The organism is Neisseria sp. CCUG12390, assembly GCF_047837985.1.
Lineage (GTDB): Bacteria > Pseudomonadota > Gammaproteobacteria > Burkholderiales > Neisseriaceae > Neisseria.
Window position 1 is genome coordinate 2,432,649 of record NZ_CP181244.1, and the last position, 17,972, is coordinate 2,450,620.

The 17,972-nt window shown below is 52.8% G+C and carries 19 protein-coding genes; 3 read left to right on the forward strand and 16 right to left on the reverse strand.

Translation table 11 applies throughout. The features are described 5' to 3' along the window. Positions 1-623: 623 nt before the first annotated feature. From lpxA to ACM67E_RS11320, 12 genes are all read right to left on the reverse strand, one after another. Complete coding sequence (lpxA, locus tag ACM67E_RS11265; protein WP_416191530.1) at positions 624-1,400, reverse strand: acyl-ACP--UDP-N-acetylglucosamine O-acyltransferase; 777 nt, start codon at positions 1,398-1,400, stop codon at positions 624-626. A 78-nt stretch (positions 1,401-1,478) separates the two neighbouring features. Beyond that, positions 1,479-1,928 (reverse strand): 3-hydroxyacyl-ACP dehydratase FabZ, encoded by a 450-nt coding sequence (gene fabZ, locus ACM67E_RS11270; protein ID WP_095503050.1) that lies wholly within the window; start codon positions 1,926-1,928, stop codon positions 1,479-1,481. A 10-nt stretch (positions 1,929-1,938) separates the two neighbouring features. Continuing rightward, positions 1,939-2,991: a UDP-3-O-(3-hydroxymyristoyl)glucosamine N-acyltransferase gene (gene lpxD, locus ACM67E_RS11275; RefSeq protein ID WP_416191531.1), complete on the reverse strand. Its 1,053-nt coding sequence runs from the start codon at positions 2,989-2,991 to the stop codon at positions 1,939-1,941. Between the two features lie 266 nt (positions 2,992-3,257). Further along, positions 3,258-3,770 carry an OmpH family outer membrane protein gene (locus tag ACM67E_RS11280; protein ID WP_416192782.1) on the reverse strand — a complete coding sequence of 171 codons (513 nt, stop codon included), beginning with the start codon at positions 3,768-3,770 and terminating at the stop codon, positions 3,258-3,260. A gap of 66 nt (positions 3,771-3,836) precedes the next feature. Continuing rightward, complete coding sequence (gene bamA, locus ACM67E_RS11285; RefSeq protein ID WP_416191532.1) at positions 3,837-6,230, reverse strand: outer membrane protein assembly factor BamA; 2,394 nt, start codon at positions 6,228-6,230, stop codon at positions 3,837-3,839. Between the two features lie 4 nt (positions 6,231-6,234). Continuing rightward, positions 6,235-7,575, reverse strand: coding sequence for an RIP metalloprotease RseP (gene rseP, locus ACM67E_RS11290; protein ID WP_416191533.1), 1,341 nt, complete (start codon positions 7,573-7,575; stop codon positions 6,235-6,237). Between the two features lie 73 nt (positions 7,576-7,648). Then, positions 7,649-8,833, reverse strand: a complete 1,185-nt coding sequence (ispC, locus tag ACM67E_RS11295; RefSeq protein WP_416191534.1) for a 1-deoxy-D-xylulose-5-phosphate reductoisomerase — start codon at positions 8,831-8,833, stop codon at positions 7,649-7,651. A 123-nt stretch (positions 8,834-8,956) separates the two neighbouring features. Continuing rightward, positions 8,957-9,754, reverse strand: coding sequence for a phosphatidate cytidylyltransferase (locus ACM67E_RS11300; protein WP_416191535.1), 798 nt, complete (start codon positions 9,752-9,754; stop codon positions 8,957-8,959). Positions 9,755-9,756: 2 nt separating this feature from the next. Then, complete coding sequence (locus ACM67E_RS11305) at positions 9,757-10,503, reverse strand: isoprenyl transferase (RefSeq protein WP_416191536.1); 747 nt, start codon at positions 10,501-10,503, stop codon at positions 9,757-9,759. 73 nt (positions 10,504-10,576) lie between these two features. Continuing rightward, the gene (frr, locus tag ACM67E_RS11310; RefSeq protein ID WP_416191537.1) at positions 10,577-11,134 is read right to left on the reverse strand and encodes a ribosome recycling factor; all 558 of its coding nucleotides are present in this window, start codon (positions 11,132-11,134) and stop codon (positions 10,577-10,579) included. 230 nt (positions 11,135-11,364) lie between these two features. Next, positions 11,365-11,703, reverse strand: coding sequence for a nucleotidyltransferase family protein (locus ACM67E_RS11315; protein WP_416191538.1), 339 nt, complete (start codon positions 11,701-11,703; stop codon positions 11,365-11,367). Positions 11,704-11,827: 124 nt separating this feature from the next. Then, positions 11,828-12,232: a helix-turn-helix domain-containing protein gene (locus ACM67E_RS11320; protein ID WP_416191539.1), complete on the reverse strand. Its 405-nt coding sequence runs from the start codon at positions 12,230-12,232 to the stop codon at positions 11,828-11,830. A 273-nt stretch (positions 12,233-12,505) separates the two neighbouring features. Here ACM67E_RS11320 and ACM67E_RS11325 point away from each other — a divergent pair, with 273 nt between their 5' ends. Beyond that, positions 12,506-13,069: a hypothetical protein gene (locus ACM67E_RS11325; protein ID WP_416191540.1), complete on the forward strand. Its 564-nt coding sequence runs from the start codon at positions 12,506-12,508 to the stop codon at positions 13,067-13,069. Between the two features lie 85 nt (positions 13,070-13,154). Continuing rightward, on the forward strand, positions 13,155-13,766 hold the full coding sequence (locus tag ACM67E_RS11330; protein ID WP_416191541.1) for a Slam-dependent surface lipoprotein: 612 nt from the start codon (positions 13,155-13,157) through the stop codon (positions 13,764-13,766). Positions 13,767-13,958: 192 nt separating this feature from the next. On the opposite strand, the gene pyrH is transcribed toward ACM67E_RS11330, so the two are convergent. From pyrH to ACM67E_RS11350, 4 genes are all read right to left on the reverse strand, one after another. Then, positions 13,959-14,678 carry a UMP kinase gene (gene pyrH / locus ACM67E_RS11335; RefSeq protein WP_416191542.1) on the reverse strand — a complete coding sequence of 240 codons (720 nt, stop codon included), beginning with the start codon at positions 14,676-14,678 and terminating at the stop codon, positions 13,959-13,961. A gap of 431 nt (positions 14,679-15,109) precedes the next feature. Continuing rightward, entirely contained in the window at positions 15,110-15,964 is an 855-nt protein-coding gene (gene tsf, locus ACM67E_RS11340) for a translation elongation factor Ts (RefSeq protein ID WP_416191543.1), read from the reverse strand. A 129-nt stretch (positions 15,965-16,093) separates the two neighbouring features. Then, positions 16,094-16,819 (reverse strand): 30S ribosomal protein S2, encoded by a 726-nt coding sequence (rpsB, locus tag ACM67E_RS11345; protein ID WP_416191544.1) that lies wholly within the window; start codon positions 16,817-16,819, stop codon positions 16,094-16,096. A gap of 248 nt (positions 16,820-17,067) precedes the next feature. Then, positions 17,068-17,313, reverse strand: coding sequence for a hypothetical protein (locus ACM67E_RS11350; RefSeq protein ID WP_416191545.1), 246 nt, complete (start codon positions 17,311-17,313; stop codon positions 17,068-17,070). 76 nt (positions 17,314-17,389) lie between these two features. Between ACM67E_RS11350 and ACM67E_RS11355 the strand changes: the two genes are divergently transcribed. After that, entirely contained in the window at positions 17,390-17,971 is a 582-nt protein-coding gene (locus ACM67E_RS11355) for a 5-formyltetrahydrofolate cyclo-ligase (protein WP_416191546.1), read from the forward strand. Position 17,972 lies beyond the last annotated feature (1 nt).

The following is a 17,972-nucleotide window of genomic DNA, read 5'->3' on the forward strand; positions in this document are numbered from 1 at the left end:
AGACACCATTTTGGATTTTATCCGCAATATTTTCCGAAAATACAAGAAACCCGTCTGTGTATTAGTCGTCAACGGTATCATATATAATATTTTCGGTGTAAGTAATGAATGTGGTATGCGCTGTCCGGCACCGCCGATGACTTCTTTTGAAAATTTCTTATCTACTGTTTTTTATATCATTATCTGGGTTTGCGTCATTTGGATTGTTATCATTCATATGACTGACAAGCATAATGACATGTAAGCCATCAGAGCCGTGCCTCAACCTCACGGTTTTTTTTACCAAACAGATAGCAACTTCCAATCAATATGGACAGTAACTTTCTCCGTATTTTCCAAAAATACAAAAAACCCGTTATCATTTTGGTTGTCAACGAAGTCATTTATTATATTTTCGGCGTAACCAATGAATGCGGTGTACGGTGTCCTATGCCGCCGATGACTGCGCCGGAAAACCTGCTGTCTACTGCCTCATCAGTTATCATGTATGCCTGTCTTTTGTGGATAATGGTTATCTATATGTCCGACAAATACGATAAGATGTAGGTAAATAAGCAAACCGAACAAAAGGCCGTCTGAAACATAAATTTTCAGACGGCCTTTTCTATTTTTTTATAACCTAATCAACGGATAATCCCGCGCGTGGATTCGGCGAAAAAGTCTTTAAACACGGCCAATTCGCTTTGGGTTTCGGCACGCGCCAGAATATCGGCTTTGGCTTCTTCAAACGGAATGCCGCGATGGTAGATGGTTTTGTACACGTCTTTCACGCTAGCAATCTGTTCGGCGGTAAAGCCGTTGCGGCGCATGCCTTCGCTGTTCAGGCCGGCGGGTTCGGCACGGTAGCCGGCGGCCATGAAATACGGCGGTACGTCTTTATGCACGCCGGCGGCGAAGGCGGTCATGGCGTAGTCGCCGATATGGCAGAATTGGAACACCAGCGTGTAGCCGCCGAGTATCACATAATCGCCGATGGTGACGTGCCCGGCCAAACTCGCGTTGTTGGCGAAGATGGTGTGGTTGCCGATGACGCAGTCGTGCGCCAAGTGGCAGTAGGCCATAATCCAATTGTCGTCGCCGATGCGGGTTTCGCCGATACCGGTCACGGTGCCGAGGTTGAAGGTGGTGAATTCGCGGATGGTATTGCCGTTGCCGATAATCAGGCGGGTCGGCTCGTCGCGGTATTTTTTGTCCTGCGGAATTTCGCCCAAGCTGGCGAATTGGAAAATGCGGTTGTTTTCGCCGATGGTGGTGTGGCCGTTAATCACGACGTGTGAACCGATTTCGGTGTTCGCGCCGATTTGCACGTTCGGGCCGATAACGGTGTAAGGCCCTACTTTGACGCTGGAATCGAGCTGGGCTTTGGGGTCGATGATGGCGGTCGGGTGAATCAGGGTCATGTTCTGCTCCTTATTTCAATGAGGCCGTCTGAATATTCAGACGGCCTGCTTCTTGTGCGTGAACGGTATCCGGCAGAATCACACCACGCGTTTGGCGCACATGATTTCGGCTTCGACCGCCACTTGGCCGTCGACTTTGGCCACGGCATTGAATTTGCCGATGCCGCGTTTGCTGGTGATGAGTTCGACTTCGAAAACCAGTTGGTCACCCGGAATGACTTGGCGTTTGAAGCGGGCGTTGTCGATGCCGGCGAAGAAGAAAAATTCGTTGTCTTTACGGCCGCCTTCGCTCAGGATGGCCAGCGTGCCGCAGGCTTGCGCCATGGCTTCGATAATCAGCACGCCAGGCATGACGGGCAGATCCGGGAAATGGCCTTGGAACTGCGGCTCGTTCATGGTGACGTTTTTAATCGCGGTCAGGCATTTCATCGGCTCGTAGGCGGTAATGCGGTCGAGCTGTAAAAACGGATAGCGGTGGGGAATCAGCTTTTGGATGTCTTTGGCTTCAATCGGTAAGGTAAAGTCCATGATTTTCCTTTTAATTTTCAGAATCGTTGTGTGACGGTGCGTCCGTACCCAGCATTTTTTCCAACTGCTTGATACGCTTGTTCATTTCGTTCAGGTGGCGGATGTGTACGCCGTTGCGCACCCATTCTTTATACGGCATGTCGGGAAAGATGCCGGCGATGTGCTGGCCGGGTTCGGTGATGCTGTGGGTCAGGCAGGTACCGCCGCCGATATTGGTTTTGTCGGCGATTTCGATGTGGCCGACGGTGCCGACGCCACCGCCGATGATGCAGTAGTTACCGATGGTTACGCTGCCGGAAATGCCGGTTTTGGCGGCGATGACGGTATGGCTGCCGATTTTGCAGTTGTGGCCGATTTGGATTTGGTTGTCGATTTTGGTACCGTTGCCGACGGTGGTGTCGCTCATCGCGCCGCGGTCGATGTTGGTATTGGAACCGATTTCGACATCATCGCCAAGCGTGACCGCGCCGGTTTGCGGGATTTTGAACCACGAATCGCCTGCGAATGCGAGACCGAAGCCGTCCGCTCCGATGACCGCGCCCGAATGGATTTCGACGCGCTTGCCCAGCGTGCAGCCGTAGTAAACCACGGCATTGGGGTGAAGTACGGTTTCGTCGCCCAAAGTGCAGTCATGCTGCACCACGGAATTGGCCAGAATGCGGCAGCGTTCGCCCAAGACGGTATTCGCGCCGATATACACGTTGGCACCGATTTCGCAGCTTGAGGGCACGATGGCACTCGGCTCAATCACGGCGGTAGGATGCACGCCGCCCGCGGCTTTGACTACGGGCGAAAACAGGCGCGCGACTTTGGCGAAATAGAGATACGGGTCGGCGGCGACAATCAGGCTGCGTCCGGCAAACTCGTCGGCGGATTTGGCCGACACGATAACCGCACCGGCCTGGCTGTCCGTCACTTCGGCTTTGTATTTGGGATTGGCCAGAAAACTGATGTGGTCGGCTTGCGCGTCGGCCAAAGGGCGGACAGCGGTAACGGCGATGTCGTCGCCGCGCCATTCGCCGCCGAGTTCGGCGGTAATTTGGGATAAGGTGTAGGAAGCCATAGTAAAACTTTCAGGCCGTCTGAAAACCTTGTGCGGCAGGTTCGCGGCGGCGTTATGGGTTAATGTTCAGACGGCCTGCCATACTCGGCGCAGGCCGTCTGAAATTTTCGGGCTGTTTGCATTGGGATGGATGAACATTGAACCATCGGGATGCTTCGGCAGACTGCCCTCTCCTGCCGGCGGGAAGACAGAACGCAGATTTGAAGATCCGTACCCGGTTATCCTATTTTCAGACGGCCTTTCTCCCGATTCAGGCCGTCTGAAAATCAGCGTGCGTTCATGGCTTTAATCACGCTGTCGGTAATGTCGTATTTGCTGTTGACGTAAATCACGTCCTGCAAAATCACGTCATACCCTTCGCGCTTGGCCAAGTCGAGAATCACACGGTTGGCGTTTTGCTGCAAGGCCGCAAATTCTTCATTGCGGCGCAGGTTGTAGTCTTCGGCCAATTCTGCCTGTGAACGGCGGAAACGTTGTACCATCTCGCCCCATTGCTTGGCCACGTTTTCACGCGCCTGGCCTTTCAAGCGGCTGTCGGCCAGCTTTTTCTCCAGTTCCGCACCTTCCTGCTGCAGCTTTTGCAGGGCTTTTTGACGGCTGCCGAATTCTTTTTCCAGCTTGGCCTGAATCCCTTGCGCCTGTCTGGATTCGAGATACACGCGCTCGGTGTTGATGAAGCCGAGTTTCTGCACGGCTTCGGCTGCCGCAGCCTGCGCCGTCAGGCCGAAACCCAACACCGCCGCGCCACCCAGGCGAATGATTTTTGAAGCATATTTCATCATCGTTTCCTTTACATTCCTGTCAGGCCGTCTGAAAAATATCGGCTTTCAGACGGCCTGCCTGAATCAGAACGTCGTACCCAATTGGAATTGGAAGCGTTGGATTTCGTCGCCTTCTTTTTTCTTAATCGGATAGGCATAGCTGAATTTCATCGGCCCCAAAGGCGAGAGCCAAGTTACGGCGGCACCGGCGGAATAACGCAACTCTTCCTTAAAGGTCGATTTGTGCGATTTGCCCAAGCCGTAGACGTTTTGCGCCGTACCGTCGTTGTAGTAGGCATCGCTGCTGCTGTCATTATAGGTCTTACCGTCCCATACGCTGCCGGCATCGGCAAACAGGCTCAAGCGCACGGTACGCGCGTCTTTGATGCCCGGCATCGGGAACAGCAATTCGGCTGAGACGTTGGCTTTTTTGTTGCCGCCGTAGCTGATCTTGTCGCCGTATTCGTCATACACTTTCGGACCGAGCGTGCCGCTTTCGAAGCCGCGAACCGAACCTAAGCCGCCGCCGTAGAAGTTTTCGAAGAACGGCATGCTTTTTTCTTTACCGTAACCGTTACCGTAGCCGACTTCGCCGCCCAACATCAGCGTAAAGTCTTTGGAAAGCGGGAAGAACCAGGTTTGGTTGTGGGTCAGGGTGTAGTATTTCAAATCGCTGCCGGGCAGGGCGATTTCGCCGTTGATACCCGTCAGATAACCGCGCGTCGGCCATAAGGCATTGTCGGTTTTGTTGCGTCCCCAGCCGATGGTGCCTTTGTAGAGCATACCTGAAAACTTGCCGATTTCTTTGCCGGTATGTTCGCCCATGAATTCACGGTAGCGTTTCGGCGCACCGTCATAGGTGTTCACGGTCAAATGCTCCGCCGCCAAACCGAAATTCACGCGGTCGTATTCGGTAACGGGAATACCCATGCGCAAACCGCCACCGATGGTGGTGGTTTTATACTGTTTCTCATTGGAAGAGGCTTCGCGCGGGTCATATTTGCGACCGTAAACGTCATAGCCCAAACTCACGCCGTCGGGCGTAAAGTACGGGTCGGTGAACGACAGCGAACCGTTGAGCGTGGTTTTACTGCGCGACAGGCGGGCGGATGCGGATTTGCCCGTACCGAACAGGTTGTCCTGCGCCACACCGGCGGAAACCACCATACCGGTGTCCTGCACCCAGCCCGCGCTCAAATCAAGCGAACCGGTAGAGCGTTCGGTCAGGCTCATGTTCAAATCGACTTGGTCGGGCGTACCGGCAACCGGTTTGGCATCGAATTGCACGTTATCGAAATAGCCCAACAACTCGACGCGTTCTTTGGAACGCTGCAGCTTGGAAGTGTCGTAAGGTGCGGCCTCCATTTGACGCAATTCGCGGCGGATCACTTCGTCGCGGGTTTTGTTGTTGCCGCTGATATTGATTTCGTTGACGTAAATCTTGCGGCCCGGCTCGATGTTCAGCACGAAATCCACGACTTTGGTTTCCGGATTCGGCTGCGGCTGCACGTTGACTTCGCTGAAAGCGTATCCTGCCGCGCCCATGCGGTTTTGAATCGCCTCCAACGCCGTTATCATTTGCTGACGCTCGTACCACTTGCCTTCTTTCATTTTCAGCAGTTTGTACAGTTCGTCTTTCGGCACTTCGCGGGTATCGCCTTCAATCCGCACTTTGCCCCAACGGAAACGCTCGCCCTCTTCCACCACGACTTTGATGGTTTGCTCGGTTTTGTCTTCATTGGTCTGAATGTCGGTATCGACAACACTAAAGCCGAAATAGCCGTTGTTTTGGTAGAAATCGCTCACGCGCTGCATGTCTTGCGCGAATTTCTGCTCGTTGAACTGGTTGCTCTTGGTCAGCCACGTCCACATGCCGCCTTCGCTCAGCGACATCTGCTTCATCAGCTTGCGGTCGGAATATTTTTCGTTGCCTTCAAATTCGATATTGGTGATTTTGGTTGATTTGCCTTCTTCCACCGCGATGTCGATGGAAACGCGGTTGCGCGCCAGCTTGGTAACGGTCGGCGTGATTTTCACCGACTGCTTGCCGCGGCTGATGTATTCCTGCCGCAAACTGGCGACTGCCTGATTCAGCGTGGCTTGGTTGAAGTATTGAGATTGCGCCAAACCGAATGCTTCCAGGTTTTTCTTGATGGCATCGTTTTGCAGCATTTTCGCGCCGGTAATGTTCAAGGTGGCCACCGTCGGGCGTTCGACCACGGTCAGCAGCACTTGGTTGCCCATGGTTTCGACGCGAACGTCGTCAAAGAAGCCCGTCGCATACAGACTGCGGATGATTTCTTCGCTGCGCTCGTCGCTGAAATTGTCGCCCACTTTCACAGGGAGATAGTTGAATACGGTACTCGGCTCGGTACGTTGCAAACCTTCGACACGAATATCCTGAATGGTGAAGTCGGCCAAGGCCAAAGGCGACAGGCCCAACAACATCAAAGCAGAAGCAATCTGTTTTAATTTCATACAATTATCCAAAGAAACGATTAATATCATTAAAGAACGCCAGCATCATCAACATCAGCATGGCGGCCAGGCCGAAGCGTAACCCGATGGCCTGAATGCGCTCGCTCAACGGCTTTCCACGTATCCATTCGGCGGTATAATACACCAAGTGTCCGCCGTCTAAAACAGGCACCGGCAGCAGGTTCATAATCCCCAAACTGATGCTGACCAAGGCCAAAAATTCCAAATAACTCTGCAAGCCCAATGCCGCCGTACGGCCGGCGACATCGGCAATCATCAGCGGCCCCGAGATATGGCTGGTCGAGGCATTGCCGGTCACAAGCTTGCCGAAAAATTCCAGTGTCGTGGCCGAATAGCCGACCATTTTGTCCCAGCCCATTTTGAAGGCTTGGCCTACCGACGGCGTGTATTCGTGACGAACCTGCTTATCCCATGCTTCATCGCGCTGCGCCGCCACGCCGACGCGGCCGGCCAAAGTGCCGTCTTTCAATTCTACCGTGTCCGGACGCAAGGCCGTCTGAAAAGTTCGGCCGCCGCGCTCATAGACCACATCGAGTTTCTGACCCGGGCTGTTGCGGAACAACTCCGCCCAAGCCGCCCATTCGCCGATTTCCCGGCCATTGGCACTGATCAGCCTGTCGCCTTCCTTCAAACCGGCCTGTTGCGCCGGGCTGTTTTCGGCCACATGGCCGATACGGTTGGTGATTTTAAAAGGCCACAGGCCGATGTTACCGTTATTTTGCGCAATTTTACCCGCTTCGGGCGTGCCGGCGGCATCAATCACGCGCGTTACGGCCTGGCCTGAGGCCGTCTGAACGTCCACCGCCACCTTGCCGGCTTCCACGTTCAAAACCATCTCCGTCTGCGCATCGCCCCACTCGCTCACCTCCGTGCCGTTGACCGAGCGGATCTTATCGCCGGGCTGGAAGCCGGCTTTGGCAGCGATACTGGCCGGTTCGACCATGCCGACATACGGACGGATTTCGGTCACGCCGAACGAAAAGCTCAAGCCGTAAAGCAATACGGCCAAAGCCAGATTGGTCAGCGGTCCGGCGGCGACGATGGCGATTCTCTTGGCCGGATGCTGCTTGTCGAAGGCATAGGGCAGGTCTTCTTCCGCCACATTACCCTCGCGCGTATCGACCATTTTGACATAGCCGCCCAACGGAATCGGCGCGAGACACCATTCGGTATCGCCGCGTTTTTTGGTGAAAAAAGGCTTACCGAAGCCTACGGAAAAACGCAGCACTTTCACGCCGCACCAGCGCGCCACGATGTAATGGCCGAACTCGTGCAGGCTGACCAGAATCAGAATCGCTACGATAAATGCTAATAAAGTTTGCAAAAAAGTCCCCTGATGTTTTTGTTTTGACTGTTTGATTTTCAGACGGCCTCTTTCTGACAAGGCCGTCTGAAAATCAGTTCAGGCCGTCGATATAGGCCTGCGCCTGAATACGGGTTTGCGCGTCTTGCGCCGACAGGCTTCCAATATCGTTGAGGCCGTCTGAAAAATTCTGCTCCAAACTGTGCGCCACGACTTTGGCAATGTCGGTAAACTTGATTTTACCGTCCAAAAACGCGGCCACGGCGATTTCGTTGGCGGCATTCAGCACGCAAGGCGCGGCTCCGCCCGCATTCATCGCGTCATACGCCAGCTTCAGACACGGAAAACGGTCGAAATCGGGCTGCTTGAAAGTCAAAGCCGACAGGCTGCCGAAATCCAATGCGCCCACACCCGATTCGATGCGTTCGGGCAAACCCAGACAATACGCAATCGGCGTGCGCATGTCGGGATTGCCCATCTGCGCCAAGACCGAACCGTCGAGATAGCGCACCATGCTGTGGATGACCGATTGCGGATGAATCACGACTTCCAGTTTGTCGGGCGGGCAGTTGAACAGCCAATGCGCTTCAATCAGCTCCAAGCCCTTGTTCATCATGGTAGCGGAATCGACGGAAATTTTCCGTCCCATGCTCCAGTTCGGGTGTTTGACGGCTTGAGCGGGCGTAATATGGTCGAATTCGGCCAAATCGGTTTCGAGAAACGGCCCGCCCGAAGCGGTCAGGATAATCGACTGAATGCCGTGTCCGTTCAGACGGCCTGCATAATCGCGCGGCAACACTTGGAAAATCGCGTTGTGTTCGCTGTCGACGGGCAGCACTTTCGCGCCGTTGGCACGGGCGGTTTCCATAAACAGCGCGCCGGAGACGACCAGCGTTTCCTTGTTGGCCAAATAAATAGTCTTGCCGTTTTGCGCCGCGGCCAAAGCGGAAGGCAGGCCGGCCGCGCCGACAATGGCGCACATCACGCCGCTTACTTCGGGTGCAGACGCAACGTCAATCAAGGCCTGCGCACCGTGCAATACTTCGGTGGCGCAGTTTTGCGCGCGCAACAGGTTTTCCAAACGCGCGGCATGTTCGCCGTCTGCGGCTACCGCAAACTTCGGCGCAAACCGCACGCATTGCTCCGCCAGCTTCTCGACCTGTTTATGCCCCGCCAGCGCAAACACCTGAAACCGATCGGGATGGCGCGCAACCACGTCCAACGTGCTGACGCCGATACTGCCGGTACTGCCTAAAATGGTGAGGACTTGTGTCGTCATGATTCAACTTCTGCCAGGCCGTCTGAAAAGTTTCAGACGGCATCAATCTCATATTTTTGTCTTTAAAAACAGTTAGGCCGTCTGAAAACCCGACGGTTCCCATGTGGGCATTTCAGACGGCCTTTAGTTCAAAACCGCCATCATCGCCGCATACACGCTCAATACGGCAATCAGGCTGTCCACGCGGTCGAACACGCCGCCGTGACCGGGCAGCAGGTTGCTGCTGTCTTTAATGCCCGCCGCGCGTTTGAGCCAGCTTTCCAGCAAATCGCCGCACACGCTGACCACGGTCAGCACCAAACCGATGAACACGGCATTCAGCCAGCCGGTGTCAAACGCCAGCCAATCCGCATACCAAATGCAGGTCATGTACACGGCCACGCACACCGCGCCGCCGATTGCGCCTTCCCAGCTTTTTCCCGGGCTGATGGTGGGGGCGATTTTATGTTTGCCGAACGCCTTGCCGGTAAAGTAGGCAAAAATATCGGCAACCCACACCAAACCCATAACCGCCAGCAGCGAAGTCGCGTCATTGATGCCCTGACGCAAACCGACCAAGGCATACCAAAACGGCAGCATCAGCATCCAGCCGGCCGCGTAAGCCTGCCAGCCGCCTTTGAGCGTCCACTTTTTCTTCAGCCAAAGCGGCATGATGACGAGCCAGAACGCCAGCACAAGATACCAAACCAAATCGGGCAGCTGCCAGCCGCCTAAATAGGCGACGATACCGAAAATCAGGCTGAAAACGAGAAAATGGTTGACCTGGCGTTTGTCCAAACCGCTCATGCGGGCGTATTCCCACAAGGCCAGCAGCGCAATCAGGCCGCTGAACGCCGCCCACAGCCAGTCGGGCGCATAAAACAACATGCCCAACATCAAAGGCAGCAAAGCCAATGCCGTGATGATCCGTTGTATCAGCATGATCAACCCCTTTGCTGCTCGGCCGGAAGCTGTTCGGAAGTGCGCCCGAAACGGCGTTCGCGCTGTTGGAACGAAGCGACCGCATCTTTCAAAGTCTGTTCGTTAAAATCAGGCCACAACGCATCGGTAAAATAAAGCTCGGCATAAGCCATCTGCCACAGCAGGAAATTGCTGATGCGCGTTTCGCCGCCGGTGCGGATAAACAAATCCGGCTCGGGCGCATCACCCAGCATCAGATGGCGGCTCAGGTTTTCTTCGGTAATCTCGATTCCGCCCTCGGCAATCACCTTATTTGCCGCCTGCAAAATGTCCCAACGGCCGCCATAGTCGGCGGCAATGCTCAAAGTCAGACCGGTATTGTTCGCGGTCAACTTTTCTGCCGCCTCAATACCCGCCACAATATCGGCATGAAACCGCTCGCGGCTGCCGATGACTTTCAAACGCATATTGTTTTCGTGCAGACGCTGCACCTGCTTCTGCAAAGCCTGCAGAAACAGCCCCATCAGAAACGAAACCTCATCCTCGGGGCGGCGCCAGTTTTCCGTCGAAAAGGCAAACACGGTCAGATACTGCACGCCCATTTCGGCACAATGCTTCACCATAGTCTCGAGCGCATCAAGGCCGCGTTTGTGTCCCATCACGCGGGGAAGAAAACGCTTTTTCGCCCAGCGACCGTTGCCGTCCATAATCACGGCAATATGGCGCGGCACTTGGGTATGCGCCAGAATCGTTTGCGTACTGCTTTTCATGTCTGCCTTTCACATGATTTTCAGACGGCCTGCCCAATTCAAGAGGCCGTCTGAACAAACCGGACCGATGGTGTTAGATGGCCATCAAATCTTCTTCTTTGGCCGCCAAAATCTTATCCACTTCGGCGATGTATTTGTCGGTCAGCTTCTGAACCGCCTCTTCGCCGCGGCGCGCATCATCTTCAGGCACTTCTTTGTCTTTCAACAGTTTTTTGATGTGGTCGTTGGCATCGCGGCGCACATTGCGGATCGATACGCGCCCCTCTTCCGCCTCGCCGCGTACCACTTTAATCAAATCCTTACGACGCTCTTCGGTCAGCATCGGCATCGGCACACGAATCAGATCGCCCACCGCCGCAGGGTTCAAACCCAGATTGGAATCGCGGATCGCCTTCTCCACTTTGGCCGCCATATTGCTTTCAAACGGCTTCACACCGATGGTGCGCGAATCAATCAAAGTCACGTTGGCCACCTGGCTCACCGGAACCATGCTGCCCCAATATTCCACTTCCACTTGATCCAGCAAGCCGGTATGCGCGCGGCCGGTACGGACTTTCGACAGGTTTTCCTTCAACACTTCCAACGAACGCTGCATTTTACCTTCAGCGGTTTTCTGAATATCACTAATCATTTCTTCGCTCACTTATTATTAAAATCAAACAGATAAAATCAAAGGCCGTCTGAAACCCGAAACTCAGGCGCACAAATCGGCCGGATAACGCTCAATAGTACCGCCATTAGACCGTTCCGACAAGCCGAACCGTTCAGACGGCCTTGTTTTTTAAGCCTTATTTTATCCGACGCCTATAAAGCAGGCCGTCTGAAAACCTCAAAAACAACTTTTCTCAAGCCTGTACCACTTCATAACGCACACGGATAAGGTTTTGAAATTCCACTCAAGCCCGACCAATCGAGCAAATCCACCCGATACGGCAAATCCGAGCGGCTGAAGTCTTCTTCTGCCGAAGCCATCCGGCGTAAAGGCAACGGCTTATCGCTCATCACCCCCAAATCCAAGTCCGAATACGGCCGAGCCGTACCCTTGACGCGCGAACCGAACACCCATACCGCATACTCCGGAAAATGCCGCTGCAAAATTTCGCGCATCACCTCATCCTGCCGCTCAAACCAAGCCTTATCGGCCAATACCGCCATCGTATCCTCCAACGACCGAAACGCCTGTTCCAAAGCCGTCAGCACCAAATATTCCGCCGTCTCCGCCTCCCTCTGAATATTGTTCGATATGGTTCATTATAAACAAACTTCGGCTACCGCCCCCAAATTAAAAAGGCCGTCTGAAAATTTTCAGACGGCCTTGTCAAACTTATTTCTGCAACTGCTCGACCAGCAAACGCAAAGCGGAGATTTCACTGTCTTTCTGCTCGATTAAGCGGTCTTTATGAACCAGCAGCTCCTGCGCGTGGCTCAGGCTCAATTTCAGCTTTTCCAACTCCAGCGTCAAGCCCTCGGCATTCCCGTAATAATTCGTATTGTTTCCCCCATTTGCACCAATCAGCAGCACCAAACCCTTATCATCAGCAGTAACCAGTTCGGCAATATCAATCTTAAAAATCGCAGCCAGCTTTTCCAGCTTCGACAAATCCAATTTGCTTTCCTCCCGCTCCAAACGCGAATAGCTGCTCTTCGACATATTCATCCGCTCGGCCATGTCCTCCTGCGACCAATTGTTCAACTCCCGCAGCGCACGGATTTTGTCGTTGACTGCCATATTTTTATTCCTTCAACTAAATTGAGATTTTAGACCGATAATCGGATTTTAAAACCGTTTATCGGTGTTGAAAAGGGTGTTTATCTGCCTGTAATATCTCATCCGCATTCAAACCGAACCCAATCAGATAAGCAGCATTCATTCTAAAAGGAAAACATTTTGACTGCAAACAATACTGCCTGCCCGTTTCAGTAAAAATCCAAATACGGAACAACCAGCCCTCCGATACTTTCAGACGGCCTTAATGAATAAACGCAGAAACAAAGGAAAACCATGAAAAAATTACTGACCGTTTCTTTTCTGGCTTTTGCAACGCTTGCCTTAACCGGATGCGTCGCAGCCTCTATTCCTACGGGAAATTATGTCGCACAAAGCTACACCAAAGCAGAAGGCAATGCTCTTTTGGGTGAATTTTCCTACCTACCCGGAGAATACGGTCGAGTTCAACCCAATCAAATTCAGAATAAGGCAATAGGCCCTATTCTGCTGGATGACAATGTAGAGAATCTGGTTCGTCAAGCAACTGCCCTAGAACTGCGCCAAAGCGGTATTAATGTAGGTAACGGCCATCTTCGACTGGATGGTACAGTCGAAGAATTTTTAGCTGATGATGTCGGTTACAACGTTGATTGGCGTTACCGCATCAATTATCGCCTTATCAATCTGAAAAATCACACAACTCTACTTAATCGCGACTACACCGTTTCGCTACGGACGCCAAAACTCGCTGCTTCTCTCAGTGATATTGCTCCGCGCATTAACAAACCGATTGCCCAAGGTTTTAAACAATTCATTGAAGACCCTGAGGTACAACGGATTTTCAAAGAAAATCAATAATAGGATTTAACGTTGCCAGCGGAAACACAAAAGAGTCGGCAGCCTATTAGCAGTCTGATTTAATCCATTCACAAAGGAAACGCAAATGCTCAAACATACAAAATCTCTTCTTACTTTTAGCTTACTGTCGACTTTATTGGTTGGTTGCGGAGGTGGTGGCGGCTCGGGTACGGCGCAAACACCGGATGGCGTCCGCATTAACCTGACCGCCAGCGATAAAGGTTTGGTTACCGCCAGCACCGATACGGGCAGACTTGTCGGCCATAATTACACCCATGCTTTCTACGGCGTATGGGTGGACGACAGCAAACAGGTTCGCGAACTGCGCTTTCAAGGTACGGAAACACCGCGCCACGAAATTCCGACTTCAGGCTCGGCCACTTATTACGGCAATGCTGTCCGTCTCGACAGCGTGACCAATGAAGTTTTAACGGATGCAACCAGCCGCATTAATGTCAATTTCGGACGCAAAACAGTGGACGGAGAAATCACTATGCCTGGCTTACGCCGTGATATTACCCTGCATGAAGGCCGTCTGAACGGTGCATCTTATTCAGGCCAAGCCAGCGTCTTGATGAACAGTGAAGGCCGTTATGACGGTAAACTGTATGGCCCGAATGCAGCAGAAACTGCCGGTATAGTACGTTTCGGCAATAACCCGGATTTGGATACCGCATTCGGCGGCAAGCGTTATTAATCCGCCATTGCCAAAAGGCCGTCTGAAAATTTCCAGACGGCCTTTTTTCATTTCAATCAATAGCGGTAGGGTAGGCACTCATGCCCACCGAAAGCCTGTCAAACCATCGATGTTCCCATAATTCCAAAGATTGCGTGGGCAGCAAGTGCCCACCCTGCGGGATTTTTGGTTTTCAGACGGCCTTGGTTTCAATCAATAGTGTACCAGCGTACCTTCGTCCTGACCCAAAATCACGTTTTTCAACGCGCCTTCTTTGGCGATGCCGAACACGACGATGTTGAGTTTGCGTTCGCGGCACAGGGCGAAGGCGGTGGCGTCCATCACTTTGAGGTTTTTGTTCAACGCTTCGTCAAAAGTGATGGTTTCGTAGCGGGTGGCTGACGGGTCTTTTTTCGGGTCGGCGGTGTACACGCCGTCCACGTTGGTGGCTTTGAGCATGACGTCGCAGTTCATTTCCGCACCGCGCAAGGCAGCGGCGGTGTCGGTGGTGAAAAACGGGTTACCGGTACCGGCAGCGAAAATCAGGACTTTGCCCTCTTCCAAATATTGGATGGCTTTCGGGCGTGCGTAAGTTTCGGCGATTTGCTGCATGGAAAGTGCCGATTGCACGCGGGCTTTCAAGCCCAGTGATTCGAATGCGTCTTTCAAGGCCAGGGCGTTCATGACGGTGGCCATCATGCCCATATAGTCGGCGGTGGCGCGATCCATGCTGCCGGCTTGTGCGGATACGCCGCGGAAAATGTTGCCGCCACCGACCACGATGCCGACCTGTACGCCCAAATCAACGATTTCTTTGACTTGGCCGACAATCTGCATGATGGTATCGCGGTTTATGCCGAATGCGTCCTTGCCCATCAGGGCTTCGCCGGAGAGTTTCAATAATACGCGTTTGTATTTCAGTTGCTGTGTCATGGGAATGCCTTTTCTTTACGGGTTTTACAGAGGCCGTCTGAAACCGGATTTGGGTTTCAGACGGCATTCGATTTATGTTGCACAGGAATGCCGGACATGTAGAGATTTGCCTGCAATCATCTTCAAACGCTTTGAATTTTCAGTAATTTTAGTATTTTTATCCCGACCAATCAAAGCACATGCCTATTTTCAAATCCGGCCGGTTTTCAGACGGCCTGACGGTTGCAGGCAATCATCAGACGTAACCTTTTACAGTTTCGATCCAAGTAAAATCCGAGCCGTCATTAGTTGCGCATACGGGAATGACGGGTTAGAGATTTTTGAATATTTTCGGGTTTTGCAAAGGTCTCAGGCCGTCTGAATGAAATTCTTAAAAAAAAGCACCCTGATTCAATATGAATGAATCCAGGTGCTTTCTTTTTCATGGCTGATTACACTTTAGCAGCAGCGGCTACTTCGGCAGCGTAGTCAACTTCTTTTTTCTCGATACCGTCACCTACTTTGTAACGTACGAAGCTGATGATTTCGGTGCCGTTTTCTTTGGCAAATTGCGCCACGGTTTGATCCGGGTTCATCACGAACGGTTGGCCGTTCAAAGTGATTTCTGCCAAGAATTTACGGATACGGCCTTCCACCATTTTTTCGGCGATGTCGGCAGGTTTGCCTGATTCGATTGCCTGTTGGGTGTAGATGCGGCGTTCTTTTTCGATGGTTTCGGCATCCACTTCAGATTCGGCAACGCAAACCGGTTTGGCGGCAACGATGTGCATACCGACTTTGCGGGCTACGTCTTCAGAACCCTTGAACTCAACCAATACGCCTTCGGTCGCCAATGCGCCGTGAATGTAGGCGGTCAGCTGGTTTTGGGTGTCGATGAGTTGGAAACGGCGTACAGACATGTTTTCGCCCAATTTGGCGATGATTTCTTTACGCTCGGCTTCAACGGCTTCGCTCAACACTTCTACCGAAGCAGGTTTTTGGGCAACGGCGGTTTTGGCCACGGAATTGGCGAATGCCACGAAGCCTGCGTCTTTGGCTACGAAGTCGGTTTCGCAGTTTACTTCGACCAACGCGCCGACATTGCCTTCGATGGCATAAGCCAACACGCCTTCGGCTGCGGTACGGCCGGCCAGTTTGCCTGCTTTCGCACCTGATTTGATGCGCAGGATTTCTTCGGCTTTTTCCATGTCGCCTTCGGCTTCAACCAAAGCTTTTTTGCATTCCATCATGCCCAGGCCGGTAGCGGCGCGCAGGTCGGCAACCATTTTTGCAGTAATTTCTGCCATGTTAAACTCCTTGAATTTTTCGGGGGAACAAGACCCGAATCGGCCTTGTTCGGAATCGGGGGAACGCGGTCGGAAAACCGCGCTCTGATGTTTGAAAAAAGGGGCTTGAAGCCCCTTTTGGTTGCTCGGTTACTCAGCAGCAGCTTGGGCAGCGGCAACGGTTTCCTGCAAGGCTTGGTTTTTGCCTTCCAAAACGGCATCGGCGATACCGCGGCAGTACAGACGGATGGCTTTCGCAGAGTCGTCGTTGCCCGGAATCACGTATTTCACGCCGTCAGGGCTGTTGTTGGTATCGACAACGGCGATAACCGGAATGCCCAGTTTTTCGGCTTCAACCAGAGTACCTTTCTGGTAACCGGTGTCAATCACGAAAATCGCGTCAGGCAGGCCTTTCATGTTTTTGATGCCGCCCAAAGAACGTTCCAGCTTCTCAACGTCGCGTTGCATTTCCAGAATTTCTTTTTTACCGAAACCGGCTTCGGCCGCGTTTTCCAGAGCGGCGGTTTTTTCTTCCAGACGCTTGATGGACTGTTTCACGGTTTTGTAGTTGGTCAGCATGCCGCCCAACCAACGGTGGTCAACGAAAGGCATACCGGCGCGGGTCGCTTCTTCGCGGATGATTTCGCGCGCTTGGCGTTTGGTGCCCACGAACAATACGGTGCCTTTGTTGGCAACCAGACGACGAACCGCTTCTTGCGCGTCTTGGAACATCGGCAGGGTTTTTTCCAGGTTGACGATGTGGATTTTGTTGCGCGCGCCGAAAATGTACTGTTCCATTTTCGGGTTCCAGAAACGGGTTTGGTGGCCGAAGTGGACACCGGCTTCAATCATCTGACGCATGGTAATTTGAGACATAATATTCCTTAAATTTGAAAGGGTTAAGAGCACACATTCAATCGCATAGAACTTGGTTTCACCAAGCACCCTTCGGCGAAAGTGGGCATATTTTAAAAAATGAAATTCGCTTTTAAAATCGAAAGCCCGAGAATTATATAAGATAACAGGCCGTCTGAAAAGGGAAATGTTGTGCTTTCTTGCGGGGTTGCGGGCTTTTTTCAGACGGCCTTTCTTTCCTGCACGGCAAGACGCTAAACGGCAGAAAATCATTCCGAATCTTGGCTTTGCCCGTTCCCCGCCTCCTGCTTTTTCTGCCGCAGGGCTTCGGTTTCCGCACGGTCGGCCTGTTTCATCAGGCGGTTGCGGTGGCGTATGACCACCACCCATGAAAGAAAAATCGTCGGCAATACCGCCCAAAACAGCAGGTAGATCAATGCGCGCGCAATGCTCGGCTGCGCGGCGGAAAACATCACGGCGACAAATAAATAGCCGATAATGACGATATGCCACATAATCGTGTCCCTACGATAAAAAGAATCTCGGATTTTACCGAAAATCCGCCTGTTCCGCCTGAATTGGGAAACCTTGATGAATCCAGATAAAACCGAATTGCGCCGAGCCTTGCGCCGTGCGCGTGCGCAAATGCCTCCTGCCGAACGCGCCGCTGCCACGCAGAAAATCAACCGCCTGCTCAAACGCCACATCAAAAAAGGCCGCCATATCGGCGTGTATTGGCCTCTGGGCAGGGAACTGAGGCTTGACGGCTTTATTCAGACGGCCTTGAAACGCGGGGCGAAACTTTATCTGCCGTATATCGAGCCGAACCGACGCCGTCTGTGGTTTACGCCTTACTCAGCCGATAAAACGCAGCAACCCGAGCGCAAACGCGGCCGTGCCAAATTATTTGTTCCGCAGTTTGCCGGCGAAAAACGGCGCGTCCACCGTTTGGATTTGCTGCTGATACCGATTGTAGGGATTGACCGTCGCGGCTACCGTTTGGGGCAGGCGGGCGGTTTTTACGATGCGACACTGGCGCAGATGAAATACCGTTTGCCGCCACGCACAATAGGCGTGGGCTTCGCCTGCCAATTGGTCGATGAACTGCCTGTCGAGCCGCACGATATTGCGTTGGACGGTTTCGTCTCGGAACAAGGCGGATTATGGTTTTGAG

Coding starts and splice junctions, on each gene's coding strand:
- ACM67E_RS11320 (WP_416191539.1), bottom strand. CDS start 12,232: ATGGCAGTCAACGACAAAATCCGTGCGCTGCGGGAGTTGAACAATTGG.
- ACM67E_RS11280 (WP_416192782.1), bottom strand. CDS start 3,770: ATGAAATATGCTTCAAAAATCATTCGCCTGGGTGGCGCGGCGGTGTTG.
- ACM67E_RS11325 (WP_416191540.1), top strand. CDS start 12,506: ATGAAAAAATTACTGACCGTTTCTTTTCTGGCTTTTGCAACGCTTGCC.
- fabZ (WP_095503050.1), bottom strand. CDS start 1,928: ATGGACTTTACCTTACCGATTGAAGCCAAAGACATCCAAAAGCTGATT.
- lpxD (WP_416191531.1), bottom strand. CDS start 2,991: ATGGCTTCCTACACCTTATCCCAAATTACCGCCGAACTCGGCGGCGAA.
- ACM67E_RS11330 (WP_416191541.1), top strand. CDS start 13,155: ATGCTCAAACATACAAAATCTCTTCTTACTTTTAGCTTACTGTCGACT.
- tsf (WP_416191543.1), bottom strand. CDS start 15,964: ATGGCAGAAATTACTGCAAAAATGGTTGCCGACCTGCGCGCCGCTACC.
- ACM67E_RS11355 (WP_416191546.1), top strand. CDS start 17,390: ATGAATCCAGATAAAACCGAATTGCGCCGAGCCTTGCGCCGTGCGCGT.
- pyrH (WP_416191542.1), bottom strand. CDS start 14,678: ATGACACAGCAACTGAAATACAAACGCGTATTATTGAAACTCTCCGGC.
- ACM67E_RS11350 (WP_416191545.1), bottom strand. CDS start 17,313: ATGTGGCATATCGTCATTATCGGCTATTTATTTGTCGCCGTGATGTTT.
- ACM67E_RS11305 (WP_416191536.1), bottom strand. CDS start 10,503: ATGAAAAGCAGTACGCAAACGATTCTGGCGCATACCCAAGTGCCGCGC.
- frr (WP_416191537.1), bottom strand. CDS start 11,134: ATGATTAGTGATATTCAGAAAACCGCTGAAGGTAAAATGCAGCGTTCG.
- ACM67E_RS11300 (WP_416191535.1), bottom strand. CDS start 9,754: ATGCTGATACAACGGATCATCACGGCATTGGCTTTGCTGCCTTTGATG.
- rpsB (WP_416191544.1), bottom strand. CDS start 16,819: ATGTCTCAAATTACCATGCGTCAGATGATTGAAGCCGGTGTCCACTTC.
- bamA (WP_416191532.1), bottom strand. CDS start 6,230: ATGAAATTAAAACAGATTGCTTCTGCTTTGATGTTGTTGGGCCTGTCG.
- ispC (WP_416191534.1), bottom strand. CDS start 8,833: ATGACGACACAAGTCCTCACCATTTTAGGCAGTACCGGCAGTATCGGC.
- lpxA (WP_416191530.1), bottom strand. CDS start 1,400: ATGACCCTGATTCACCCGACCGCCATCATCGACCCCAAAGCCCAGCTC.